Origin of the sequence: Niveispirillum sp. SYP-B3756 (genome assembly GCF_009495745.1) — a bacterium.
In the GTDB taxonomy this organism is placed as follows: domain Bacteria; phylum Pseudomonadota; class Alphaproteobacteria; order Azospirillales; family Azospirillaceae; genus Niveispirillum.
Genome location: NZ_WIDQ01000012.1, coordinates 68256 through 93893, shown reverse-complemented (window position 1 = coordinate 93893; position 25638 = coordinate 68256). Strand labels below are relative to the sequence as shown.

Genomic DNA, 25638 nt, shown 5'->3' with positions numbered 1-25638 from the left:
GCCAAAACCTCACGCCTGGATGCGCAGACTTTCCAATGCCTGGCGCACCAGCGGGTCCAGCCCCTGCCCACCCGCATCCAGATGCGCGAAAATCGCCTGACGCATACGGGGATCCCAGAAGCTGCGAATATGGTCGGCGATACCAGCGGCGGCCTTGTCGCCCGGCTGGGTGGCGAAGAATTTGCCGATCTGGTTGGCCATGCTGACCAGCTTGTCAGGCGACATCGGCCTTTGCCTTTCCGTCGATACGATGGGAATGGGTGAACAGCTCAAATTCCGGGCCGCGCACAATGGCGGCCAGTGTGATGTTGGCCTTTTCCGCCAGCCGCACGGCAAGCGCGGTGGGGGCGGAAATGGCGGCAATGACGGGCGCCCCGATGCTGGCCGCCTTCTGCACCATTTCCACCGATACCCGGCTGGTCAGCAGCAGGATGCCGGCAGCCGGGGAGATACCAGCGCCTGCCAGGGCGCCGGCCAGCTTGTCCAGCGCATTATGCCTCCCCACATCCTCCCGCACAGCGACGATGCCGGCCTGGGACGTCCACAAGGCGGCGGCATGAACGGCACGGGTTTGCTGGTTCAACGGCTGCAAGGCCGCCAGTTGCGCCATCGCAAGCGTCACCTGTGCGGGGGTGAAACGGGGTTCCGCTGCAACCTTGGGCAAGGCGCGGTTGGCTTCCGCCAAGCTCTCAATTCCGCACAGGCCGCAGCCGACAGGGCCGGCCAAGCGCCGGCGACGCCTCTCCGCCCGTTCAGCCGCCGCCGGTTCCAGCCACAGGCGCAGGTTAACCCCATCGGGCACCGGCACCACTTCCAGTTCCCGGATGGCGGAGGGCTGGTCGATGATGCCTTCGGTAAGGCTAAAGCCGACCGCAAAATCCTCCAGGTCTGCCGGGGTCGCCATCATCACCGCATGGGCGGCCCCGTCATAGCTGAAGGCAACCGGGGTTTCCTCCGCCAGATGGCGTTGATGTGGCTGCATTTCCCCCGCCCGCCACGCCTGACCGGGGGTCATCCTTACGGCTTGGGGGAGGGGGCGATCGCTCATTCCGCCGCACTCACATGGCCGGAAATGCGGCGTGACAGGTCGGCATGGGCCTGATAGCGCTCCTGCCAGTCAGAGGGGCCATTGCTGGGCGATACCTGCACCGCCGTCACCTTATATTCCGGGCAATTGGTGGCCCAATCGGAATAATCGGTGGTGACGACATTGGCCTGGGTCATCGGGTGATGGAAGGTGGTGTAGACGACACCCGGCGCCACCCGGTCGGTGATCAGCGCCCGCAGCGTGGTCTCCCCTGCCCGGCTTTGCAGCCGCACCCAATCACCATCGCGCACGCCGCGCTGTTCGGCATCATGCGGGTGGATTTCCAGACGGTCCTCCTGATGCCACACCGTGTTGGCGGTGCGCCTTGTCTGCGCGCCGACATTATATTGCGACAGGATGCGCCCGGTGGTGAGCAGCAGCGGGAAGCGCGGCCCCGTCTTCTCGTCGGTCGGGATATATTCGGTGATGACGAACTTACCCTTGCCGCGGGCGAAGCCGCCAATATGCATGACGGGCGTGCCTTCCGGCGCCTTGTCGTTGCAGGGCCATTGCACGGAACCCAGTTCTTCCAGTTTGGCGTAAGACACGCCCTTGAAGCTGGGGGTGACGGCGGCGATCTCGTCCATGATCTCCGCCGGGTGCTTGTAATTCATCGGGAAGCCCATGGCATTGGCGATGGCCACCGTGATTTCCCAATCCGCCAGCCCCGGCCCACCAGCGCCATTGCGCGGCGGCATCACCTTGCGCACGCGGTTGATGCGGCGTTCGGCATTGGTGAAGGTGCCATCCTTTTCCAAAAACGTGCTGCCGGGCAGGAAGACATGGGCGTAATTCGCCGTTTCATTCAGGAACAGATCCTGCACCACCACGCATTCCATGGCCGCCAGCCCAGCGGCGACATGGGTGGTGTTGGGGTCGGACTGGACAATATCCTCCCCTTGCACATACAGCCCCTTGAAGCTGCCGCTGACGGCGGCATCCAGCATGTTGGGGATGCGCAGGCCCGGTTCATTATCCAGGGTCACGCCCCAGAGATTTTCAAACATCTCCCGCGTCGCATCGTCCGCCACATGGCGATATCCCGACATTTCATGCGGGAACGACCCCATGTCACAGGCACCCTGCACATTATTCTGCCCGCGCAGCGGGTTCACCCCCACCCCTTCCCGGCCCAGATTGCCGGTGGCCATGGCCAGATTGGCAATCGCCATCACGGTGGTGGAACCCTGGCTATGCTCGGTCACGCCCAGGCCGTAATAGATCGCGCCATTGCCGCCCGTGGCGTAAAGCCGGGCGGCACCGCGCAGATGCTCTGCCGGCACGCCGGTATATTGTTCCACCGCCTCCGGGCTGTGGCGCGGGTCGGAGACGAAATCCGCCCAGTCGGTAAATTCATCCCAATCGCAGCGTTCGCGCACGAACGCCTCGTTCACCAGCCCTTCGGTGACGATGACATGGGCCAGAGCCGTCAGCACCGCCACATTGGTGCCGGGGCGCAGCGGCAGATGGAAGGAGGCTTCCACATGCGGCTGGCGCACCAGATCAATCCGGCGCGGATCAATAACGATCAGCTTGGCCCCCTGGCGCAGCCGCTTCTTCAGGCGGGAGCCGAAGACCGGGTGGCCATCGGTGGGGTTGGCCCCGATCACCACCACCACATCGGCCTGTTCCACCGAGTCAAAATCCTGCGTACCGGCAGAGGTGCCAAACGCCGTCTTCAACCCATAGCCGGTGGGGGAATGGCAGACGCGGGCGCAGGTATCGACATTATTATTGCCGAAGCCACCCCGGATCAGCTTCTGCACCAGATAGGTTTCTTCATTGGTGCAGCGCGATGAGGTGATGCCGCCAATGGCATTGCGGCCATATTGGCCCTGCAGGCGCTTGAATTCGGATGCCACATGGGCAATCGCCTGATCCCAGGTCACTTCCTGCCAGGGATCGGTGATCTTGGCCCGCACCATCGGCTTCAGGATACGTTCCTTGTGCGTGGCATAGCCCCAGGCGAAGCGGCCCTTCACACAGGAGTGGCCCCGGTTGGCCTTGCCATCCTTATAGGGGACCATGCGCACCAGCTCATTCCCACGCATTTCCGCCTTGAAGGAACAGCCGACCCCGCAATAGGCGCAGGTGGTGACGACGGAATGTTCGGGCTGGCCGATCTCGATGACCGATTTTTCGATCAGTGTCGCCGTCGGGCAGGCCTGCACGCAGGCCCCGCAGGACACGCAATCCGACGACAGGAAATCCTGTCCCGCCCCGGCATTCACCTTGGACGCAAAGCCCCGGTCGGCGATGGACAGCGCGAAGGTACCCTGCACCTCCTCACACGCCCGCACGCATCGGGCGCAGACAATGCATTTGCTGGGATCGAAGGTGAAATAGGGGTTGCTGGTATCTTTTTCCTGGCCCAGATGGGTTTCAACCTCGGTGCCATAGCGCACCTCGCGCAGGCCCACGGCCCCGGCCATATCCTGCAATTCACAATCACCATTGGCGGCACAGGTCAGGCAATCCAGCGGATGGTCGGAGATGTAAAGCTCCATCACCCCGCGCCGCAGCTTGGCCAGCTTGGGCGTCTGGGTTGCCACCTTCATGCCAGGGGCGACAGGTGTGGTGCAGGATGCCGGCGTGCCGTTGCGCCCCTCAATCTCCACCAGACAGAGCCGGCAGGAACCATAGGCATCCAGCATGTCGGTGGCGCACAGCTTCGGCACCTGGATGCCGGCATCCATGGCCGCCCGCATGACGGAAGTGCCTTCCGGCACGCTGATTTCCACCCCGTCAATGGTAAGGTTGACCATGCTCTCCGACTTGGACCTGGGCGTGCCATAGTCGATCTCGTGGATCAGGGTCATGGGTTCCTCCGGGGGTGGGAAAGCTGATGCTTAGGCAAAGCAATGCCGTCATCCCGGCGCAGGCCGGGATCCAGATTCGTAGAGCAATGCGCCTGTGAGACTGGACCCCGGCCTTCGCCGGGGTGACGGTAGCAGGAGGGGGAGAGCGAGGGCTTCAGCCCCGCAAGGGCAACAGGCGCAGCCGGGCGCGCTTGGGCTCCACCGTCACCAGCGCACCGGCCTCCAGATCGGGTTCCATCTGGCGCAGGGCCGCCACCAAAGCCGGGCCAATCGCCTCCGGTCGAACATCCTCGGCGCGGATTTGCACGACGCTGGGTTTGGCCCCGCCCGTCGCGGCCAGCATGGCGCTGAAATCCAGATCGTGGGTCAGCACGACCAGCCCATGGGCGGCCGCATAGGCCATGATCTCCCGGTCGGGTGCCCCCATCAGCCCAATGCTGGACCAGTGCTGCGCCTCGATCCCCTCGGCCTGCAGAACCTGCACCCACCGGGGTGGCAGGTTCATATCGATCAGCAGCTTCATGCCGACGCGAGGGTGATTTCGCGTTCTTCCGACCGCCAGGCGGCATAGCGCAGGGCCTGCAGCACGTCATCGCGCTCCAGATAGGGGTAATCAGCCAGGATGCTGTCGATCTCCTGGCCAGACGCGACCAGCCCGACCAACAGACCCACCGTAACCCGCTTGCCCCGGATACAGGGCTTGCCACCCATGACACCCGGCTCCTGGGTGATCCGGTCCAATATCGGCATGATCCGACCTCTCTCGCACCAGTGCGGATAATGTGGGCCGGATTGGGGAAGGGTGCAAGAAGCATCACCGCCCCTACTCCGCCGCCGCCGCATGACGCCGGCGGAAATCCTCCGGGTAATGACGTACCGCGCTCAACACCGGATAGGGCGTGAAGCCGCCCAGCGCGCAGAGCGAGCCGAATTTCATCGTGGCGCAGAGATCTTCCAGCAGCACCAGATTGGCATCCACCTCCCGACCCGCCATGATCTTTTCCACCACCTCCGCGCCGCGGGTAGAGCCGATGCGGCAGGGGGTGCATTTGCCACAGGATTCAATGGCGCAGAATTCCATGGCAAAGCGCGCCTGCGCCGCCATGTCCACGCTGTCATCGAACACCACCACCCCGCCATGGCCAATCAGGCCATCACGCTGGGCAAAGGCCTCATAATCATAGGGCGTGTCGAACAGCATCGGCGGGAAATAAGCCCCCAGCGGGCCGCCACACTGCACCGCCTTGACCGGGCGGCCGGTGGCGGTGCCATCGCCGATGCCCTCCACAATCTCGCCCAGCGTCACGCCGAACGCCGTTTCATACAGCCCGCCATGGCGGACATTGCCGGCGATCTGGATTGGCATGGTGCCGCGTGACCGGCCCATGCCGAAATCGGCATAATAGGCCGCCCCTTCGGCCAGGATTACCGGGACGGTGGCGAGCGAAATCAGGTTGTTGATCACGGTCGGCTGGCCGAACAGGCCCTTATGCGCCGGCAGTGGTGGCTTGGCCCGCACCTGCCCGCGTTTGCCCTCCAGGCTTTCCAGCAGGGCGGTTTCCTCCCCGCAGACATAAGCCCCGGCACCGACCCGGAATTCCAGATCGAACGTGACGCCGCTGCCCAGAATATCGGCCCCCAGCCGCCCGGTACGGTAGGCTTCCGCAATGGCGGCGCGCATGGTGCGGTTGGCATGGGGATATTCGGAGCGGGAATAGATGTACCCCTTGGTCGCCCCCACCGCGATGCCGGCAATGCTCATGCCCTCGATCAGGCCGAAGGGATCGCCCTCCATGATCATCCGGTCGGCGAAGGTGCCGCTGTCGCCTTCATCGGCGTTGCAGACGATATATTTCTGCGGGGCCTTGGTGTCGGCCACCGTCTTCCATTTCACGCCGGTGGGGAAACCTGCCCCACCGCGACCACGCAGACCGGATTTTGTCACCGTCTCCACAATGGCCGCCGGGCCAATCGCCAAGGCGTGGCGCAGCCCCTTGTAACCGCCCGTCGCCTCATAATCCGCCAGCGACAGCGGATCGACAATGCCGCAGCGGGCGAAGGTCAGCCGCGTCTGGCCCTTCAGCCAGGGATGATCCTCCATCCGGCCCAGCCGCAGCGGATGGGCACCGCCCAGCAGGAAGCCGGCATTGAACAGGCCCGGCACATCATGCGGATTGACCGGGCCATAGGCGATGCGGCCGGCGGGCGTTTCCACCTCCACCAGCGTTTCCAGCCAGAACAACCCGCGCGAGCCGGTGCGGATGATGGTTATCGGGGTGCCATCAGCGGCGGCATGGCTGGTGATGGCCTTCACCACCCGCTCCGCCCCCACAGCCAATGCTGCTACGTCCTGCGGGATGAACAGCCGGATCGGCGATATCGGGGCGGTATTCATGCGCGCCGCGCCTCCTCAACAATACCGGCCAGGCTTTCCGGGGTCAGGCGACCATGCGGCTCCCCATCCACCAGGGCGGCAGGGGCGGTGGCGCAGAGGCCCAGGCAATAGACCGGTTCCACCGTCACCGACCCGTCCGGCGTGGTACCGCCCCAGTCAATGCCCAGCCGGCGCAGCAGGTGGCTGGCAGTATGCTCCCCCTTCATCGACTGGCACGCCTCGGCCCGGCAGAGCTTCACCACATGGCGGCCGGCGGGATCATGGCGGAAATCATGATAGAAGGTGATGACGCCATGCACCTCCGCCCGTGACAGGTTCAGCGCGTCCGCCAGCAGCGGCACCGCCGGTTCGGGCACATGGCCGAATTCTTCCTGCAGCGCGTGCAGGATCGGCAACAGGGCACCCGGCATCTGGGCATGGTCAGCAATAATCGCTTCCGCCCGGAATGGATCCCAGGTGGGGCGATGGGACGCGCTTGGCATCGGGGGCTGCCTTTCGTCTCAACATCGTTTCAGTTGAGAGAAACAGAGCCCTGCACGCGTTTCAACATAGCTGTCCCATGCTGCGATAGAACATTTCTATCAATAAACCGCTGTCGATCCAGAAACTCGACGGGGCGGCCGTCACCCCGGGGCCGCCCCTGCAAAGCCGGCACTGGCGGTGCGGCTGGCTTTGCGCTATCCCCTGTGCCCAGCCAAACCGGTTTTGTTCTTGAGACGTGACATGACGAATTGCCATTGCGGCTCCGGCCGCGCCTTTGATGAATGCTGCGGTCCTTACCTCTCGGGGGCGGCTGTGCCGCCGACGCCGGAAGCGCTGATGCGTTCACGTTATTCCGCCTTCGCCACGGCCAATGTCGCCTATCTGGGCGAAACCCTGCTGCCGGGCACGCAGGATGATTTCGACGCCGAACAGGTGACGGAATGGGCGAAGAACAGCCAGTGGACCGGGCTGGAAGTGCGCTCCACCGCCGATGGCAAGGACGCCAATGAAGCTTATGTCGAGTTCGTCGCCAAGTTCATCATGGATGGCAAGGAACTGATCCATCATGAAACCGGCCGCTTCCAGAAGCAGGATGGCCGCTGGTGGTATGTGGATGGCATCATGGGCCAGCGCCCGCGCACCGTGGTGAAGGTCGGCCGCAACGATCCCTGCACCTGCGGTTCGGGCAAAAAATACAAGAAGTGCTGCGGGGCTTGAAGCCGTTCTGATCGCTCCCCGCCCTGGAAGAGGCGGGGAGCGATAACCCGTCCCTATCACCCTGATCAGATCAATCGATTTCCCTATCGCCGGCGGTTCGGCCAGAATAACGGCCAATCAGACCTGTGATCGGGAGAGATCTAATGCAACAGCGCAAATCCGCTGAAAAAGTCTTCCAGGCCCTGCGTCAGCATGGGGCCGGCCTTGTGGCCAAAGGGGAACAGCTGATCATTGAAGGTTCAGCGCCGGCAGATATCTTGATGCAGGCGCATCGCCATCGGCGCACATTGCTGGCGATGGTGCGCATGAAAGCCTGACCTGCCCGGAACCCCCGTAGGATATCGTGCCGCAAGCCCCCTCCCCCCCCCTGCCCGCCGGTCACCCGCCTGTAAAGACGCCGCGTGTCGGCGTATTGCTGATCAATCTCGGCACGCCGGAGGGCACCGATTACTGGTCGATGCGGCGCTATCTGTCGGAATTCCTCTCCGACCGCCGGGTGGTGGAGGTGCCGCGCCTGATCTGGCAGCCGATCCTGCAGGGCATCATCCTGACCTTCCGGCCGAAGAAAAGCGGCCATGCCTATGCCGGCATCTGGAACCGGGAACTGGATGAAAGCCCGCTGAAGACCCATACGCGCGAACAGGCGCTGCTGCTTTCCGCCGCCATGGCGGCCCGGCATGGCGATGGCGTGGTGGTGGAATGGGGGATGCGCTATGGCCACCCCTCCACCGCCGCCGCCCTGGAACGGCTGACGGCGGCAGGGTGTGAGCGCATCCTGCTGTTCCCGCTCTATCCGCAATATAGCGCCACCACCACGGCCACGGCCTGCGATCAGGCCTTCCGCGCCCTGATGGCCATGCGCCGCCAGCCGGCGCTGCGCACTGTGCCGACATATCATGATGAGCCGGCCTATATCAGCGCACTCGCCACCAGCGTGCGCGATCATCTGGCCGGGCTGGACTGGACGCCCGATCTGCTGATCACCAGCTTCCATGGCCTGCCCAAGGCCTATCTGGAAAAGGGCGACCCTTATCATTGCTATTGCCTGAAGACGGCCCGGCTGTTGCGCGAAGAGCTGGGTTGGACAGCGGACAAGCTGCGCCATGCCTTCCAGTCCCGCTTTGGCCGCACCGAATGGCTGCAACCCTATCTGGAACCGATGGTGAAGGCCCTGCCGGAACAGGGCGTGAAGAACCTTGCCATCATGGCCCCCGCCTTTGTCAGCGACTGTGTGGAAACGCTGGAGGAGGTCAACCAGGGCATCCGGGAGACCTTCCTTACCGCTGGGGGGCAGAATTTCACCTATATTCCGTGCCTCAACAGCAGCCCTGCCCATATCGACCTGCTGGTCCGCCTGACGGAACGTGAACTGGGGGGCTGGGTATAGATCCCCTTACACAACTTTGCGCCTATCCAACCCGGCAAAAATGATCGTTGGCCGCGTGCCCTTCCCTGGCACGTGGTTTGCTTTATAAAATCCTGGTTGGAAAATTCTTCAGGCGAAAGAAACGATAATGGCCACGACGATCACTCTGCCGAACTATACCGGTCCGGTCAGCGGCCTGACGCCGCAGAGAATGGCGACGTTGACGGCCACCCAGATCCGATCGTTCGATCTGGAAGATATCGGTTCCCTGACAAAGCCCCAGATTGCTGCCATTTCTGTTAGGCAAATCAGTGGCTTGACCACCAGCCACATTCAGGCTTTGAACAGCAATCAGATCGGCTTCACCGCCGCCCAGCTGGCCGCCCTCAGCGATGATCAGTTCAAAGCGTTCGAGGCCGACGACTTCTCCGCCATGACGGTCAGCCAGATCCGCGGGTTGACCCCGCGGGAGGTGGCATTAATGACCCCTGAAAAAATTGCCGCCCTCTCCACCACCCAGGTGGCCGCACTGACGGCGCCGCAATTGAAGGCCATGTCTACCAGCCAGATCGCCAGCTTCAGCGCCACCCAGATCGGGGCGCTGAGCAGCAGCCAGATCGCGGCCCTGTCCGGCGACCAGTTGAATGCAATGACGGCGGATCAGGTGGGGGCGCTGTCCACCAGCCAGCTGAAGGGCCTGACCGCCGCACAGATGGCGTCATTGAGCGACACTCAGCTGGAACGGTTGAGCCCGACCCAGCTGGCCAGCCTGTCCACTGTTCAGGTCCGCAGTCTGACATTGACGCAGCTGAACAACCTGTCTACCGCGCAATGGCAGAATTTCACCCCCGCCCAGATCGGCACCCTGACGACGGGACAGGTGAAAGGGCTGGATACAAACCTGCTGTCCAGCCTGCCGGAGGCACAGTTCAAAGGCTTTACCGCCAGCCAGCTGGCGGCATTGACCACCACCCAGGTGCAAGGCCTGTCGGGGGAACAGATCGGCAGCATGACCCCGGCCCAGATGAGGGGCTTGACCCAGGCCCAGCTGGGTTCCCTGACGGAAGGACAACTGGCTTCATTCAGCCCCGGCCAGCTGTCCAAACTGTCGGTCGCCCAGGTGAAATGGCTGCCGTCAGAGAAGATGACGGCCCTGTCGCCAGACCAGGTGGCCGGGCTGAACGGGGCGCAGATCAATGCGCTGACCACCACCCAGTTCCAGAATCTCAGCGCCGACCAGATCGGCGTGCTGAGCCCGGCCCAGATCGCGCAGATCGGCCCGGTCAAGCTGGCCAACCTGAATGATGAAAGGCTGGCCGCCCTGACTGGCACCCAACTGACCGCGCTGAATGCCAGTCAGGTTCGGGCCCTGACCACCACCCAGCTGGCCAGCCTGACCGATGATCAGTTCGGCAGCCTGGGCAAGGGACAGTTGACGGCATTGACGGCCTCGCAGGTGAAGGCCCTGCCGGAAGGGCGCGTGGCCATCCTGTCCACCACCCAGCTTTCAGCACTGACAGCCCCGCAAGTGAGTGCCCTGACCAGCGGGCAGATCACGGCGCTGAGCCAGGATCAGCTGGCGGGACTGACCACGGTGCAGTTGCGCGCGCTGACCACCGGCCAGATCGGGATGCTGGCCGGCAATCAGCTGTCCGCGTTGAGTTCCACGCAGGTCGCGGCCCTCAACCCCGGCCAGGTGCGGGGGGTTGCGCCGGAACTGCTGGGCGGCCTGTCCACCACACAAGTGTCTGCCTTGACGCCGGCCCAGATGGCCGCCATCTCCACCGACCAGATGACGGCGCTGACCGGTGAGCAGCTGGCGGCATTGTCAGCCACCCAGCTGCGCAGTTTCAGCGCCGCCCAGGTTGGGGCCATTACCGCCGAACAGATTGGCAGCATCGGCGGCGATGTGATGGCCAATCTGACGGCGGTGCAGCTGAAAGGCATGTCCAGCACCCAGACGGCTGCCCTGAATCAGACCCAGGTGGAAAGCCTGTCCCGCGCCCAGCTGGCCGGTTTCAACAACAGCGCCCTTTCCGGCTTCAGCAATGTGCAGCTGTCCTGGCTGTCAGGTACGCAGCTGGGCGGCTTGACAGCCGGCCAGATCGGCGCGCTGAGCGATGGTCAGATCTCGGGCCTGACCGGCAGCTCCCTGGCCGGGCTGACCAACCAGCAGATCAAGGGCCTGACCACCCTTGCCATTGCCGCCCTGACGCCTGATCAGTTGGCCGCCCTGACCAGCGAACAGGTGGCCAGCCTCAGCACCCCCCAGATTCGGGGATTGACGCCCGAGCAGGTGACGGCCCTCAACACCACCCAGATCGGCGGACTGGCCGCCTCCAGCATCTCCAGTCTCAGCACTGCCCAGGTGGCGGCCCTTTCCGGGGAACAGGTGGCCAGCCTGTCGGAAGTGCAGTTGAAGGCGCTGTCGGCCACCCAGATCGGCGCGCTGCAGGGTGAGGACGTGGCGGCCCTGACCGCCAACCAGATGGCCCTGCTGAATGTCGGGCAGATCAAGGCGCTGACGGCCGACCAGATTGCCCGGCTGTCCGGCACGCAGATGGCGGCCCTGTCGACCACCCAGCTGTCGGCCCTGACTTCCACCCAGATCAACGCCATCAGCGGGGAACAGCTGGCCGCCTTGTCAGCCACCCAGCTGGCCGGCCTGGCAGCCGGCCAGCTGGGTGGGCTGGACCCAGAAAAAGTGGCACAGCTGACCCCCGCCCAGATCGGCGGCATGACGGTGACCCAGGTCAAGAACCTGACGGTGACCCAGTTGAACAGCCTGAGTGAAAACCAGATCGGCGCGCTGACGCCGGAGCAGTTGGCGGGGCTGAGCAACAGCCAGGTGGCGGGTGTCAGCAACGAATTCATGGGTCGCCTCAGCGCCAGCCAGTTTGCCGGGCTGACGGCCAGCCAGTTCGGTGCCATGACGGCAGACCAGCTGAATTCTTTCAGTGATGAACGTTTCGCCGAAATCTCCGTCAGCCAGCTTTCCGGCCTGACAGCCACGCAGATCGGCAGCCTCAGCCAGACCCGCGTGGCCTCCATCGGCGGGGAACAGTTCGCCAGCCTCAGCGTGGGCCAGATCGGTGGGCTGAAGGCGGAGCAGGTCGCTGTCTTGAACATCGATAATCTGAATGGTTTGAGCACGGTGAAGTTTGCCGCCCTGACGCCGGCGGCCATCAGTGGGCTGAACACCACCCAGATCACCAATCTGAGCCCGGAATTGCTGGCTGGCATGACGGCGCCCCAGCTGGCCGGGCTTTCCACCGACCAGTTCGCCCTGCTGTCACCTGACCAGCTGGCCAGCCTGACCAACACGCAGATTTCCGGCTTGACGGCAGCACAGCTGGGTTCACTCAGCCCGGCGCAGCTGGCCGGGCTGACCCCGGCGCAGATGGCGGCCCTGCCCAATGCCGCCATCGCCGGGTTGACCGGCGACCAGATCACCGCGCTGAGCCCGGAGCAGATGGCGGGACTGACGACGACGCAAATTGGCCTGTTCACACCCGACCAGATGAGCAAATTGCTGCCCGATCAGGTGGCCCAGCTGACTGTGCCGCAGCTGCAGGCGCTGTCCGCCACGCAGCTGGGCGCCATCGGTGCCGTCAGCCTGCCGATGTTGAGCCAGACGCAGCTGCAGGCCCTGGGCACCCGCCAGATTGCCGGCCTTTCCGCCGACCAGATCAATGCCCTGACGGCGGAGCAGCTGCCCTGGCTCAGCACCGGCCAGCTGGGGGCCATCAGCAGCACGGCCGCTGCCGGGCTGCGCGGCGAACAGCTGGAAGCCCTGTCCAGCGCCCAGTTCGCCACCCTGTCATCAGACCAGATGAAGGCGGTATCACCCTCCCAGCTGGCAGCACTCAGCGATACGCGGCTGGCCCAGTTGAGCACCGGTCAGGTCAGCGGGCTGACGGCCGCCCAGGTCAACAGCTTCAGCACCGCCCAGCTGGGGCTGTTAGGCACCGGACAGGTCAGCGCGCTTGGCACCAGTGTTATCGCCAGCCTGTCCGCCGGCCTGCTGAACGCGCTGAGCAGCACGCAGATCAGCGGGTTGACCGCTTCCCAGGTTGGTGCCCTCTCCCCGACCCAGGTCGGCTCCCTGCAGACGGAAAAGCTGGGCGTGATTGTGTCTCAGCAGCTGCCGTCCCTGACGGCGGCCCAGCTTGGCGCGATGAGCCAGGCGCAGATCCAGTCGCTGGGCACCAGTGGCATCGCCGGCCTGTCCGCCACCCAACTGGCCGGGTTGACCGCCAGCCAGGCCGGCGGCCTTTCCGCCAGCCAGATGCAGGCCCTGACCACCACGCAGGTGGCCGGATTGTCCACCGGCTTCGTCAGCTCCATCGGCACAGTACAGTTCGCAGCCCTGACCGGCACACAGCTGAACGCCCTGTCCAGCGCCCAGGTGGGGGCGCTGTCCTCCGCCCAGGTCGGTGCCCTGACCTCCAGCCAGATCGGCCTGCTGAACGTGGCTCAGCTGAACCAGCTGAACGCCACGCAGCAGGCAGCCTTCAGCGGCACGCAATTACAGGATCTCACCACCACGCAGGTGGCAGGACTGTCCACCGGCTTCATCAGCCGGCTGACACCGGATCAGGTGAGCAACATGCTGACCAATCAGGTGCAGGCACTCTCCCCCTCCGCGCTGGGGGCCATTCCCGCCGCCAGCATCGGTTCCATCGGCACGGCCCAGCTGGGCGGCATATCCTCCACCCAGGTCAGTGGGTTGACCAGCGACCAGTTGCAGGCGCTGTCCAACACGCAATTGCAGTCCCTGTCCACCAGCGCCATGCCGGGCCTGACTGGGCAACAGCTTTCCGGCCTGCTGCGGGTGCAGTTGCGTGCCCTGGGCAGCGATCAGGTGGCCGCCCTCACCGGCACGCAGATCGGTGGCATGGCCCCCAGCCAGTTCGCCAATTTCACTGCCGCCCAGATGCAGTCGCTGACCGGCAGCCAGTTCAGCCAGGTGTCATCGGCGCAGATCGCGGCGGTCGGTATTAGCCAGTTCACGGCCTTGACCACCAGCCAGATCGGCCAGCTGACGCCCCAACAGCTTATCGGGCTGACCACGGATCAGGTGACCGCGATGCCCAGCAGCCAGATTGCCGCCCTTTCCACCAGCCAGATCGAATCCATGTCGGAAAAGCAGGTGAAGGCTTTCACCACCGCCCAGCTGGACGGCATGACGGCGGAGCAGCGGCAGGCGGTGAACAACGCCCTCGCCTGACGCTGCACACCGATCACCGGCTGCTGGTGGCCAGAAACGCTTTGATCACCGCTGCCACCGCCGGGCCATACCCCTCTGCCCCAAAGGCCGGGGTTTCCCGGCATTGGCCATGGGGCGCCAGCGCCAGGGCGCGGCGTGTATCATCGCCCAGCGGATCGTTGGCCCCGATCAGCCCCAGCACCGGGCAGCGGATCAGCCCGATACGCTCCAAAATCGGATAGACGAAGGCCGCGTGATAGGCCCAGGGATAGGTCTCCGGCGCCTTCAGCACATCCAGCACCAGTTCATGCAGCCGCTGCGGGCTGGGCAGGCCGGTGGGGCGACGATGGGCGGCATCGCGGCTGTACCAAGGGAAGAAGCTATACTGGTCGCGGCAGAACATGAAGGCACGCTGCAGGTAATCCCCCTCCAGCGTTGGGGGAAAGGCCGGGGCATAGCGGGCCAGATATTCCGCCTGCTGCTCCGGCGTGAAGGCCGCCACCCCGTCCATCACCACGCTTGACGCGCGATCAGGAGCCAGGATGGCGGTTTCCGCCGCGATGGCCGCGCCGGTGTGGGAACCGTACAGATGCGACGTCGCAACTTCCAGCGCATCCATCAGCGCCAGCACATTGGCGGCATAATCCGCCATCTGCGGGCGACGCCCGCCGGGCAGAGCGGGCGCGTCGCTGTCGCCATTGCCGGGTGTATCCGGGGCAATGACATCGAAGCGGTCGGCCAGGGCCAACATCACCGGTTCCAGCTGTTTGGAACTGGCTGGGGAAGCGTGGAACAGCAGGATCGGGGCCCCCTGCCCCGCCCGCCGGTAATGGATTTGCCCATGCGGGCCATCGGCAAAGCCCCGGCGGATGCGGACGGGGCCGCTCATACCGCGACCCCCGCCACCCGCACCAGGGCGCGGCCATTGGACTGGCCACGCACCACCTTTTCCAGCTGCGCCGGGGCGGCCTGCAGCCCCACGGCCACGTCATTGGCTTCCCGCAGGGCGCCGCTGGCGATCAGGGGGCGGGCCATCTCCACCCATTCCGCCCGGCGCGGAATGAAATCATAGACGATCAGCCCATGCACGGTGGCGCGCTTGAACATGATCATGCCGGCATTGATCATGGCCGGCGTGCCAGCCCCATAATGTTCGGCCAACCCGCACAGCACCACCCGCGCATAGGGACGCAGCAGCGGCAGCGCCACCTGCAGCATACTGGCGCCGACATTTTCAAAATGGATGCTGAAGCCGCCTGCTTCCTTTGACAGATCGGCCAATTGCTGCTGCCAGCCCTCCAGCCGATAATCGACGCAAGCATCAAAACCATATTGCTCCAGGGCCAGCCGGCACTTGTCCGGCCCGCCGGCAATACCAATGACGCGGGCACCGGCCGCCTTGGCAATCTGCCCGGCCGTGCCCGCCACCACGCCGGCAGCGGCATTGATGCACAGCACATCGCCGGCCTGCACCTTGGCCAGTTGGGTGATGCCGGCCCAGGCGGTGACACCCGGCATCCCCAGCAGGCCCAGATGGGCCGTCAGCCCCAGGCTGGGATCGATGCGGCGCACAGTCTCTGCCGGCACCATCGCCTCTTCCGCCCAGCCCGCTTCCGTCACCACATAATCACCGGGCTGAAAGCCGTCTGCGGCGGATGCCAGCACCTGGCACACCCCCTCCCCCGGCAGCGGGCCGCCCGGCACCGGCCGGGGTTCGCCCATATGGCGGCCCCGGATGCGCGGCCCCAGATAGGGGTCCAGCCCCAGCCATAGCAGCCGCACATGCACCATGCCTTGCAGCGGGGTGTCGGGCAGATCACGCTGGATCAGGGTGAAGTCTGCCGCTGTCGGGGCCGCCTCCACCGGATGCGCCAAGGTGATTTCGGCGACGCTGCGTCCCATTTTCATTCTCCCACGTTGCTGGCGACGGCGCAGACCGGGCAATCCTCTGCCGGTTCGTCCGCCACCCCTTCCACCATGCGTTTCACCAGATCGGGCCGGCCGGGACGGGCGATCACCCGTTCCCCGCCGGCCCAAACCCCTGCCCCCGCCGCCGCGCTTACGGCGCTGGCCAGCGGGTTGATTACCGGGATCGCAGCCCGCGCCACCAGCGCCGCCGCCAGGGGCGACATGCAGGTGCAGCCCAGCAGCACCGCTTCCGCCCCCCGATCCGCCATATCGGCAATGGCCACCGCGATGGCATCCAGCACCGCCGACGCCCCCTCCCGCACCTGGGCCAGATAGCCATCGGGGCCGGCCAGACGGTCCAGTTCTGCCTCCGCCCCCACATTGGCGATGCCGATGCAGGCCGTCCCGTGACCATAGAGGTGCAACAGAGCTTCCGGGATGAAGTTCATGGAGCGGGGCCAGACAGTGACAATACCGAAGCGGCGCCCGCCCGCAGCGGCCGCCGCCATCCCCATTTCCCCTGGCCCGAAGACGGGCAGCGCGGTTGCCGCACGCAGGGCCGCCAGACCGTAATCCCCCAGACTGTCGATCACCAGCGCATCACAGCCGGCCTCTACCGCCGCAAGCCCCGCTTCCAGATGCCCCACCTGCTGCAGCGCCTGCTCCAACGGGGTGAAGGGGAAGGCCGGCACACGGGACGGGAAGGGGCGCAGCACATTGGTGGGCGACAGCAGCGGCACCAGTTCCGGGGCGACAGGGCGGAACGGGTCACGCACCGCCCCCAGCAAGCCGATCAACATGTCGCCCTCGTTAAATGATACAAAGCTATATCTTTATATTTTATCACCAGAGTTAATCTGTCAATCACCTATCCATGATGGTGATGAACCGGCAATTGCGCTGACCGGCCTGGCGCACTAGGTTCGGTGGGTGAAGCTTTAACCGGACCCTGATCATGCATAGTGAAATTACCCTGGAGGCTGACGGGTCATTGACCTTGACGCCAGAGATGCAGGCCCATCTGCGCGTGCGGCCGGGGCAGCGGCTGAAAATTTCCCTGACGGAGGAGGGGCAGATCATCCTGTCTGCCGCCATTGCCCCCGGCGCGCAATTGCTGCGCGGCATGTTGGGGCGCAAGGCGGGCGAGTAAGCTCTGTTTACCCTCACCAAAAAAGAAAGCCCACGTGTTGGCGACCGTGGGCTTTTTTAAGTTTTTACTGAAGGAAAACAGGATCAGCGTTGCCGACCCTGTTGCACGGGAACCGCAAGCGGTTCCGGCCTCGTGATAATGTAGCTGGCAGCAGTAACAAGGATCGCCATGCTTCCGACACCCAGCCAGGGCAGGGAGAGCGCCAGCGGCACCAGAAACGCCATGCCCAGGCTGATACCACCCAGGGCCAGGGCCTTGCCCCGGCGGGTGATGGCCCCATGATCCAGGAACAGGCGGATCGGGGCGCCATAACGCGGATGCGCCAGCAACCGCTCTGCCCGGTGATCGCCGGCGCGGATCAGGCAGATGACTGCCAGTATCAGAAAAATCGTGGTGGGCAGGACCGGCAGCACAATGCCGATGATCCCCAGGATCAGACAGAAGCTGGCCGCCAGGCGGTAAAGCGCCCGCGCCATGGGTCCGATTTGTTTGGCCGGTTCCCGATCCTGCATGATGGCTTCCTGTTCCCCGCTTGCGACGTCGCAACATCGTTCGACATCGCCGCCCAACGCCAACCGCTGGGCATGGGTAAACAGTAAGCCCGGAAAAGAATTCCGTACAATCGAATGATCCGATCAGCCTGATAGGGGCGGCCTATCCCCCAGCGGCGGGTCGACCGCTGGGGCTTTCCTTACCGCTTGGGGGGAGGGGTGCCGTTAAGATTTTACAGCCTTCATGGCCGCGGCCATTTCAGCGGCCTGCACCCCATGGCCGAAGACGCGGACGAAATGGCCTTGGCGGTCGAACAGATAGATGAAGGCGGAATGGTCGACCAGATATTCGGTGGTGCCGGCCTCTTCGGCCGACACTTTCTTGGAATAGACACGGAATTCCTTCTTCACCGCCTCTATCTGCTCGGGGGTGCCGGTCACCCCCCGCAGGTTGGGATGAAACAGGCTGACATAGCCGGCCAGATGTTCCGGCGTGTCCCGCTCTGGATCAACCGTCACGAACAGGGCCTGAGCATCCGGCAGTTCATTGCCCAACAGGTCCAGCGTCTCCCCGATCGACTGCAGGTCGGTGGGGCAGATATCCGGGCAATAGCTATAGCCGAAATAGATCAGGCTGACCTTGCCCTGCAGCGCCGCCTCGGTGACCGGCGCACCGGTATGGTCGGTCAGGGCAAAGGGGCCGCCAATATCAGCGCGCCCCTGACCCTGATCCGCTTGCGAGAAGGGGCGGAGATGATCCGCCACCAGCAGGGCGGCCCCCAGGAAACCGACAGCGCCCAGAATGGCAATGCCGGTCCATAACATACGGCGTTTCATCGGCCCCTCCCGGCTTAATGTTGATGGCCGTTATGGCCACCCTGGTCGGCCCCGGTCGCCGGACGGGCGCCCGGACCCTTGACTGGGACACTGACAGATACAGCACCCGCCTTTTCGAAATTCAGCGTCAGCGGTACCGCGTCGCCTGCCTTCAATTGCTGCTTCAGGCCGATCAGCATGATGTGCAGCCCGCCGGGCTGCAACTGCACCGGGGTGCCGGCCACCAGGGGAATGGCCGCTACCGACCGCATCTGCGCCACGCCATTTTCCATGACATGATTATGCAGTTCCGCCTTCTCGGCCGCCGGGCTGCTGGCGGACAGCAGCTTGTCCTCCCCCTGGTCCAGGGCCAGCGTCAGGAAGGCAGCGCCCACCTTGGCCATGGGTGCCGTGGCGCGGGAGAAAGGCTCCGTCACCGTCACCGTGGCGGCGGCGGCCATGCCGGTCAGCGCCAGCATGGAGAGGGAGGCCAGCGCCAGATGCTTGGCAAAAAACTTCATGATGTCACCCTTGGGTTCTTTATTAAGGCTTATCGTAGCAGGGGTGGGGCGGGTTACACCAATACGCCGAGGGTTTGACCCTTGGCGGATTGGAGGCCGGCGACTGCCGGCCCGCGGGCCCATGCCCGCGTAAGCCAAGGGCGCGGATGCGCCCGCCCGGCGCCAGAGGGAACGCAAAATCTCCCTTGATCGTAACCGATCAAGGGAGATTGGTATTAGAGCCCCGGCGGCCCGCGCGCAGGAGGAACCCACAGGGTAACGCTGAAGGGGGGGCAGCGGACCGCCACCATGGCAACGATGGACAGAACCCATTGCAAGGGCTGGCGCAAAGCCGGTCCGGCCAGGGCGGGCAGACTGGACATGGCGGCGAACAGGCAATGGTCACCGCCATGCAGGATGAGGGGACCATCCTGGTCCGCTGTGCCGGCCGTCAGGCCCGCCCGGCAGAGGGAAAAGCCCGCCCAACCGCCGGAAGAGAGGCTGGCCGGATCGGGCATATAGCCGGCCGGCACCAGGGCCCGCAGCCAAAAGGCCGCCAGCACCAGAATGGTGAGCCATTGTCCGCCGCGCGGCGCCGGGTACGGTATCGCCTTCATGCTTAATGGGTGCCACGCGTGGCAGCCCCTGTCCATTCCCCTGTTGTCGCAGGGACGGAAGGCAACCGATCAATGCAGCCGCTGCGGCGGGGTCAGCACCGGGGCCCGGTCGCAGGCAAGATCAAAGCCACCGTTCCGCAGCAGGCGGGCCAGCCCCTCCATCGCCGGGGCTGCCAGCTCCGCCGCCCGCACCGGCAGCCAGGCGGCCAGGATCACTTCGGCCCCCAGCCCCTCATCACGCTGCAGCGCCCGTACCCCGTTAAGGATCTGTGCCTCATCATCAGTCAGCCGCGTGCAGGCCGGACAGCCCAGGGCCGGCGCGCGGCGGGAAGCCATAGCGAATATCCGCATCAACGCGTCGATGCTGGCCGCCGCATCCGGCACCCCGGCGCTGCGATAGACATCGCGCAGCATCAAGGCCGGGCAGCGCCCATGCCGGGCACAGGTGGCCCAATAGCGCATTCCCCACAGTGTCAGCCGCGCCGCCGGGGTCAGCGCCACAAAAGGCATCTCCGCCCGGATGGGGGCGGGCGGATCGTCTTGGTTGCTCCAGACAAGTCGCAGGCTGCGCATCATCAACACCATGGCAGGGGGAAAGATGGGGTTACCGTATCGTTATTAAGAATGATTCGCAATACATCTTGCAGGATGATTTTTCCTTCCTCCGGGGTTGCAGCCCCCGCCAAGCCGCCCCACCTGCAAATAAGGAACCCCGTCCAAGGAGAAGCGTTTTCCAACACGCATCAACCGGATTTCCATCGGACAGGGGCTGAGGCCGACAGCGCCATCGCCCCCGTACACCGGCGGTCGGGACCGTTTCAAACCATGTCCCGACCGAACCGGAACCCGCATCAAGGGGAAAGGACTGACGTAATGGACATTCCGCTGCAGATCGCTTTCAAGGACATGGACAGCTCTGCCTTTCTGGAGGCGCAAATCCGTACCCGGGTAGAGAAACTGAAACGGGTACATCAGGCCATCACCAGTTGCCGGGCGGTGCTTTCCATCCCCCATCGCGCCGCCGCCAGCGGCAAGCTGCCGCTGGAAATCGCCCTGGAAGTGAATATTCCCGGCCATAACACCCTGGTCGCCCGGGACGAGGAACCCCGCCACGACGCCAAGCAGGATCACACCCTGGTGATCAACCGTGTGTTTGAGGTGATGGAACGCCAGCTGGAACAGGCCAACCGGATCAATAAGGGGATTGTGAAGCATCACGCCTCGGCCCCCGACACCGGCAAGGTGGTCCGGCTGCTCCCAGAACAGGAATACGGATTCGTAGAGATGCGGGACGGTGACCTCTATTTCAGCCGCAGCGCCGTGCAGGGTGACCGGTTCGAAACACTCAGCGTCGGCACGCTGGTGGAGGTGGTGCGGGCGCGCGAGGACGGGCCGATGGGACCACAGGCCAGCAGCATCCGTCTGCGGGAAGCGGCGCGCGCCGCTTCCTGAGCTTTTTCCATCCTTACCGTTTGGGGGAGCCCTGAAACCAGCAGCTTCCCGGCCGTTGGCCAAGGAGTCGCCTGCCCCCGACCTGTAAGGGTTCAGTTTCGCAGAGCAAACGGCGCCGGAATTCCGGCGCCGTTTGTCGTTTCTGCAGGAAAACCGCCCCCAAACAGTAAGGATCAGCCAAGGGCCATCCCCCCAGGAAGTAAGCTTGGTCTGTGGGACTCGGGACAAGCTTACGGGCAGGGGGTGGCTTGACTCTTCGCCATTCCCCTGGAAGTCGATCACTTCCTTACGCCTCGGGGGATGGTAACGCATTGAAATATATGGGATAAACGAAAGCATGACGGTTTGATACGCGTCCTTCCTTACCGTTTGGGGGCAAAACCCGATCCACATCCTTACACCCCGGGGGAAAACCCGCCACTGCAGCCCCCAAACAGTAAGGATCAACAGCGCCCCGCCACACTCCCCCAAGCCGTAAGGGAATCGGCCCCCTATTCCTTGGAGACGAATCACATTTACGCCCCCGAGAGGTAAGGAATCCTGCTCTCCGAGTCGCCATGACCGGTGGAAAAGCGGAATTTGCCCGCCAAACAGGACAGCAATCGCACTGCAAAACGCCTGTTTTTGGTTTTCAGGATTCTTGTATAGATTCAGGGAACCGCAGAGCCGCAGGAATCCTTGGGTTTTTGGCCCTCATCCTTACAGACCGGGGGGCTCAACCCTACCTGACGGGGGCGTTTGGCCCACGCCCCGGGGCGTAAGTGTCTGCCCCCACGCCGTAAGGAAGGGGGCCATGGTCCTTTCCTTACTTGCACTCCCTGTAAGGAAGATCATAGGTTGGGGCATTGACCAGGGGATTTCCATGCCGCCTTCACGCCGCAAAGCCGCTGTCGCCATCGACGATGGTGGCGCGGATGACCAGATTGCTAAACCCACGACCGGCCGCGCCAAGGGTGCGGCCGCCGCAGAGATCATACCCTACAGCCCGGCCTTCGGGGATAGCGGCGTCGTCATCGACATGGAGGGCAATTCCGGCCCCGACAATCTGCCGGCCCTGGACCCTGGCGGCCACACGGCGCGCGTGGCCGCCGCCACGTTCGAACGCGATGGCTACAAGCATCTGATCAAGGCAGCGGAGGCGGTCTATTCCTACCCGGCCAACGGGTCGCGCCTGTCGCTGCCGGCGCAGAAGATGCTGAATTTCATGATCCATCTGGCTGGCAGCCAGAACTTCGCCAACAAGCTCTATCGCCTGCCCAAGAAGGTGGTGCGCGGCAACCATAAGGGCAATGAGCGCATCTTCGACGCGGTGAAGGAGATTTACGAAAGCTCCCTGGTGGTGATCGGCCCCTTCCGTGGCCGGCGCAGCCGGGCGGAACTGCGTATCCTCTCCTCCTATGTCCGGCCGGAAGATGAGGTAGAGATCGACAGCGCTGATATCCATTTCCAGTTCACCGATGCGTTCCTGGAGCTGCAGCGCTCCTCCCAGCTCTGGGCCCGGCTGTCGGGCCCGGCCATGGTGAAGGTCACCAGCACCTACGCGCTGAAGCTCTATGAGATCGGGATGCAGCGGTACCAGATGGACCATCCGTCCCTGACCCTGGATATCGAGACCCTGCGCAAGCTGATGAATGTGCCGGAAGGCGCTTACAAGGATTTCGGTATCCTGCGAACCCGCACCATCGATCGCGCCATGGCGGAGGTGAACCAGTTGGCCCCCTTCCGGGTGGATATGCCGGAGGAGAAGTTCAAGCGCAAAGGCCGCAAGATTGAGGAAGTGACGCTGGATTTCCACGCCAAGGAGGAGGAGGAAGCCGCCGAAACCTTCCTGGAGCGGGAACGCCATGCCGCCGGCCGCAAGGCCCGCCGCCTGGGTAATGTGGAGAAGCTGGAGGCACCGGCCCCCGCCGTGCCGCCGCCGCCCCTGCCGGATGCCGACGATGCGGAGGCCTTGTGGGCCGCCGCCCGCCATGCCCTGGGTTCCCGCAATGTGCCCGGCCCGCTGCTGCGCGATCTGGAGGCGGTGGGGATTGAGGAAACCGCCCGTGGCGCCCGCAAGCTGGTGCTGCGCGCCGCCCACGCCGTGACGGCCGATACGGCCCGCCGGGGACATGAGGCGACGATGCGGCTGGTGCTGTCCTCGCTGACCTCCGGCTCCATCACCGAGGTGGAGTTTCAGGTACCGGCCAGCAAGCCGCGCAAGGGCTGAGGCAGCACCCGCCCGCATAGCGCAAACACGGGCGGGAAGTGCGCTGCCCCGCTGTCCGGCCCGGCAACCCTATGCCAAGGTACCCGCCGTTTACGGTAAAGGTGCAGATGATGGTGGGTACAGCGGTGCAGATACGCGGTGTCACGGTGGGGGAGGCGGAACGGCTTGGCCATCTCACCTTCCGCGCCCTGCGGGACTTGTTGCCCCGGATCGACGGCAAGCGGGTGGCGGCTGTGGCGGCCTGGCAGGATGAACGCCCGCTCGGCCTGGCCCTGCTGGGGCCCAATCTGCTGGGCAAGCCCGGTGCCCAGCTTCATTCCATCATGGTCAGTTCCACACATCGCCGCCAGGGTTTGGGGCGGCAATTGCTGGCGGCCACCGTGGATGCGGCGACAGCGGCGGGGGCAGGGGAGTTGGTGGCGGAATGGTCCAGCCGCTTGCCGGGGGCGGGCGCCCTGGCGGGGCTGCTGCTGCAGGCCGGCTGGACCGCGCCGCAACGGGTCAGCCTGCGCCTGCAGAGCAGTGTGGAACGGACGGAGCGGGTTTTCCTGCGCCGTGCCGCCCTGTTGGGGCGGCTGGAGCGGGACCGGGTGGCCCTGGTGCCCTGGGGCACGCTGGGGCAGGGGGGCCAGCAGCAGGTGCGGGAGGCGGTTGTAGCGCTGCGCGCGGCGGGGGAACTGCCGGACTGGGCCGACCCCTCCGGCCATCTGGCGGCGGCGGAACCCCATTTTACCCTGATGATCCATGATGCTGCCGGTGCGTGGCGTGGCTGGATCATTTGTGAATATCAGCCGCAGGTCGGGCGCTGGTTTTTCCCCATCGGCTGGGTGCATCCAGCCGATGCAAAGCGCGGCTGGCTGATGGCGGCCATCGCCCAGGTAACGGCGATGATGGAAGAACAGATCGGGCCGCACGCCGTCGCCGCGTTTGAGGCCAGCCATCTCAACCCGCCCATGTGGGCGCTGCTGGAGAAACATTTCTACCCGCACGCCACCATGGCCGATTACCTGCTTGCCAGCCGCAGGATGCTGTAGCCGTCTGGTGAACAGGGGGTGCGGCGGACGTCCCCTTATCGGCCGCATTGGGACAGACTGTTCCCCTTTATCGTTGGGGAGGGACGCGTGATGGTGCGGGTGCGGCGTGGCTATGCCGATGGGCCTTATGGCCAGATCCATTATCTGGATGGGCGGGAGGGGCGGCCGCTGCTGCTGCTGCATCAGGCGATCCAGAATGCCAACCAGTTCGATTATGTGTTCGAACCGCTGCTGGAACGGGGTATCCGCCCCATCGCCATCGACCTGCCCGGCTTCGGCCTGTCTGATGCACCGGCATCCTTGCCCAGCATTGCCGATTACGCCGCCGTGGTGCCGCCGGTGCTGGATGCGCTGGGGCTGGCCAAGGCGGCCGTTGGCGGCCACCATACCGGCGCCCTGGTGAGCAATGAGGTGGCGCTGCTCTATCCCGATCGGGTGGAGGCGGCCATTCTGGGCGGGCAGATGCTGATCCCTGATCAGGTGCGCCAAGCCTTGATCGACGATATTGTCGCGCGGGAAAAGGCGTTCCAGGCCCTGCCGGAAGCCGCCCATATGGTGGAGGTGGCGCGCATCCGGGAACGCTATGCCGCCGGCAGCGTCAGCCCGGCGCGCATCAGTGACTATGTGGTGCAGGCCATGCAGGCGCTGGCGCAGGGCACCTATTGGTACGGCCACGCCGCCGCCTTTGCCTATTATCAGGAGGAGCGGCTGAAGCTTTTGCGTCACCCGACCCTGATCCTGACCAATACCGGGGACATGCTCTATGAGGCCGCCCTGGCGACGCACCGGCTGCGCCCGGATTTCGCCTTTAAGGCCCTGGAGGGCGGCGGTATCGATATTGTCGACCAGCAACCGGAGGCCTGGGCGGCCGCCATCGCGGATTTCCTGCGGGGCCTTTGAGCGACGCAATCCAGGAAGAGGGGCGGCAGCCGATCCGGTGCCGCCCTTTTTTGCGTTCCGGTGATTAAAGGTGTCTTTCATAAATTGTATACACGTAAAAATTATAGCGGACACATATAATTTACTCGCCTTAAGCGTGTCTATGTGATTTCATCATGTCGCCAAGGTGGTTGCTGGCGCAAGGGCTCCAGAACGGACTTCCAGAAGCCAATCACCCTTAAGTCTGCGCCTGCCCGCCCTTTGCGTGAACCGAGAGGGAGGTTTCATTGGAAAATTTCACCGCCATCACGCCCTATGGGGTGGCCATTCGCACGGCCATCGCCAGCGGGAATCTGGATGCGCTGAAAGTGGCGCTGTCGCTGGCCCAGGAACTTCATGCCCGCGATGGCGATGTGCGGTCGGCTCTGGCGGCCGCCCGTGCCCAACTGGCTGCGTCCAAAGCCGCGTCCTGACTGCCGCTGAACGCGTCTGACTTCATCGCTGAT

Annotated in this window: 25 protein-coding genes; 10 read left to right on the top strand and 15 right to left on the bottom strand. The window is 64.5% G+C overall.

From position 1 onward, the window contains the following. Positions 1–9 precede the first annotated feature (9 nt). From GE253_RS19345 to GE253_RS19315, 7 genes are all read right to left on the bottom strand, one after another. On the bottom strand, positions 10–225 hold the full coding sequence (locus GE253_RS19345; RefSeq protein WP_153205785.1) for a formate dehydrogenase subunit delta: 216 nt from the start codon (positions 223–225) through the stop codon (positions 10–12). After that, positions 215–1048 carry a formate dehydrogenase accessory sulfurtransferase FdhD gene (fdhD, locus tag GE253_RS19340; RefSeq protein WP_211101522.1) on the bottom strand — a complete coding sequence of 278 codons (834 nt, stop codon included), beginning with the start codon at positions 1046–1048 and terminating at the stop codon, positions 215–217. Before fdhD ends, GE253_RS19345 begins: the two co-directional genes overlap by 11 nt. Continuing rightward, entirely contained in the window at positions 1045–3906 is a 2862-nt protein-coding gene (gene fdhF, locus GE253_RS19335; protein ID WP_153205784.1) for a formate dehydrogenase subunit alpha, read from the bottom strand. The genes fdhD and fdhF overlap by 4 nt, the downstream gene beginning before the upstream one ends. Positions 3907–4060: 154 nt before the next feature. Continuing rightward, entirely contained in the window at positions 4061–4429 is a 369-nt protein-coding gene (locus GE253_RS19330) for a DUF5615 family PIN-like protein (protein ID WP_153205783.1), read from the bottom strand. Continuing rightward, the gene (locus GE253_RS19325) at positions 4426–4656 is read right to left on the bottom strand and encodes a DUF433 domain-containing protein (protein ID WP_029012880.1); all 231 of its coding nucleotides are present in this window, start codon (positions 4654–4656) and stop codon (positions 4426–4428) included. Before GE253_RS19325 ends, GE253_RS19330 begins: the two co-directional genes overlap by 4 nt. 73 nt (positions 4657–4729) lie before the next feature. Next, on the bottom strand, positions 4730–6301 hold the full coding sequence (locus tag GE253_RS19320; protein ID WP_153205782.1) for an NADH-quinone oxidoreductase subunit NuoF: 1572 nt from the start codon (positions 6299–6301) through the stop codon (positions 4730–4732). Beyond that, positions 6298–6783 carry a formate dehydrogenase subunit gamma gene (locus GE253_RS19315; RefSeq protein WP_153205781.1) on the bottom strand — a complete coding sequence of 162 codons (486 nt, stop codon included), beginning with the start codon at positions 6781–6783 and terminating at the stop codon, positions 6298–6300. The genes GE253_RS19320 and GE253_RS19315 overlap by 4 nt, the downstream gene beginning before the upstream one ends. Positions 6784–7024: 241 nt before the next feature. Here GE253_RS19315 and GE253_RS19310 point away from each other — a divergent pair, with 241 nt between their 5' ends. The 4 genes from GE253_RS19310 to GE253_RS19295 all read left to right on the top strand — a co-directional run bounded on the left by GE253_RS19310 (position 7025) and on the right by GE253_RS19295 (position 14097). Further along, positions 7025–7501, top strand: coding sequence for a YchJ family protein (locus GE253_RS19310; RefSeq protein ID WP_153205780.1), 477 nt, complete (start codon positions 7025–7027; stop codon positions 7499–7501). A gap of 143 nt (positions 7502–7644) precedes the next feature. Further along, positions 7645–7818 carry a hypothetical protein gene (locus GE253_RS19305; protein ID WP_153205779.1) on the top strand — a complete coding sequence of 58 codons (174 nt, stop codon included), beginning with the start codon at positions 7645–7647 and terminating at the stop codon, positions 7816–7818. A gap of 26 nt (positions 7819–7844) precedes the next feature. Then, positions 7845–8888, top strand: a complete 1044-nt coding sequence (hemH, locus tag GE253_RS19300; protein WP_348770901.1) for a ferrochelatase — start codon at positions 7845–7847, stop codon at positions 8886–8888. A 127-nt stretch (positions 8889–9015) separates the two neighbouring features. Next, complete coding sequence (locus tag GE253_RS19295; protein WP_153205778.1) at positions 9016–14097, top strand: hypothetical protein; 5082 nt, start codon at positions 9016–9018, stop codon at positions 14095–14097. Positions 14098–14110: 13 nt separating this feature from the next. On the opposite strand, the gene GE253_RS19290 is transcribed toward GE253_RS19295, so the two are convergent. The 3 genes from GE253_RS19290 to GE253_RS19280 are packed head-to-tail and all read right to left on the bottom strand — an operon-like array spanning position 14111 to position 16784. Beyond that, the gene (locus GE253_RS19290; protein ID WP_153205777.1) at positions 14111–14965 is read right to left on the bottom strand and encodes an alpha/beta hydrolase; all 855 of its coding nucleotides are present in this window, start codon (positions 14963–14965) and stop codon (positions 14111–14113) included. After that, the gene (locus GE253_RS19285; protein WP_153205776.1) at positions 14962–15978 is read right to left on the bottom strand and encodes an NADP-dependent oxidoreductase; all 1017 of its coding nucleotides are present in this window, start codon (positions 15976–15978) and stop codon (positions 14962–14964) included. Before GE253_RS19285 ends, GE253_RS19290 begins: the two co-directional genes overlap by 4 nt. Positions 15979–15980: 2 nt before the next feature. Next, positions 15981–16784, bottom strand: coding sequence for an aspartate/glutamate racemase family protein (locus GE253_RS19280; protein ID WP_153205775.1), 804 nt, complete (start codon positions 16782–16784; stop codon positions 15981–15983). A gap of 155 nt (positions 16785–16939) precedes the next feature. On the opposite strand from GE253_RS19280, the gene GE253_RS19275 reads away from it, so the two are divergent. Further along, the gene (locus GE253_RS19275; RefSeq protein WP_153205774.1) at positions 16940–17134 is read left to right on the top strand and encodes a hypothetical protein; all 195 of its coding nucleotides are present in this window, start codon (positions 16940–16942) and stop codon (positions 17132–17134) included. 83 nt (positions 17135–17217) lie between these two features. Here the strand turns inward: GE253_RS19275 and GE253_RS19270 are convergent, their stop codons facing one another. The 5 genes from GE253_RS19270 to GE253_RS25935 all read right to left on the bottom strand — a co-directional run bounded on the left by GE253_RS19270 (position 17218) and on the right by GE253_RS25935 (position 20134). After that, the gene (locus tag GE253_RS19270; protein WP_211101521.1) at positions 17218–17646 is read right to left on the bottom strand and encodes a YbaN family protein; all 429 of its coding nucleotides are present in this window, start codon (positions 17644–17646) and stop codon (positions 17218–17220) included. Positions 17647–17850: 204 nt separating this feature from the next. Beyond that, complete coding sequence (locus GE253_RS19265; RefSeq protein ID WP_153205773.1) at positions 17851–18462, bottom strand: SCO family protein; 612 nt, start codon at positions 18460–18462, stop codon at positions 17851–17853. A gap of 14 nt (positions 18463–18476) precedes the next feature. Continuing rightward, positions 18477–18962, bottom strand: a complete 486-nt coding sequence (locus tag GE253_RS19260) for a copper chaperone PCu(A)C (RefSeq protein WP_153205772.1) — start codon at positions 18960–18962, stop codon at positions 18477–18479. Between the two features lie 215 nt (positions 18963–19177). Further along, entirely contained in the window at positions 19178–19558 is a 381-nt protein-coding gene (locus GE253_RS19255; RefSeq protein ID WP_153205771.1) for a hypothetical protein, read from the bottom strand. 69 nt (positions 19559–19627) lie between these two features. Further along, a complete protein-coding gene (locus tag GE253_RS25935; protein ID WP_173012736.1) occupies positions 19628–20134 on the bottom strand; it encodes a hypothetical protein in 507 nt (168 codons plus the stop codon). Positions 20135–20431: 297 nt separating this feature from the next. On the opposite strand from GE253_RS25935, the gene GE253_RS25930 reads away from it, so the two are divergent. From GE253_RS25930 to GE253_RS19230, 5 genes are all read left to right on the top strand, one after another. Then, complete coding sequence (locus GE253_RS25930) at positions 20432–21010, top strand: HPF/RaiA family ribosome-associated protein (RefSeq protein ID WP_173012735.1); 579 nt, start codon at positions 20432–20434, stop codon at positions 21008–21010. An 862-nt stretch (positions 21011–21872) separates the two neighbouring features. After that, on the top strand, positions 21873–23219 hold the full coding sequence (locus tag GE253_RS19245; protein ID WP_153205769.1) for a replication initiation protein: 1347 nt from the start codon (positions 21873–21875) through the stop codon (positions 23217–23219). Between the two features lie 107 nt (positions 23220–23326). After that, positions 23327–24253, top strand: a complete 927-nt coding sequence (locus GE253_RS19240) for a GNAT family N-acetyltransferase (RefSeq protein ID WP_173012734.1) — start codon at positions 23327–23329, stop codon at positions 24251–24253. A 90-nt stretch (positions 24254–24343) separates the two neighbouring features. After that, a complete protein-coding gene (locus tag GE253_RS19235) occupies positions 24344–25153 on the top strand; it encodes an alpha/beta hydrolase (protein WP_153205767.1) in 810 nt (269 codons plus the stop codon). A gap of 266 nt (positions 25154–25419) precedes the next feature. After that, positions 25420–25605, top strand: a complete 186-nt coding sequence (locus GE253_RS19230) for a DUF1843 domain-containing protein (RefSeq protein WP_153205766.1) — start codon at positions 25420–25422, stop codon at positions 25603–25605. Positions 25606–25638 lie beyond the last annotated feature (33 nt).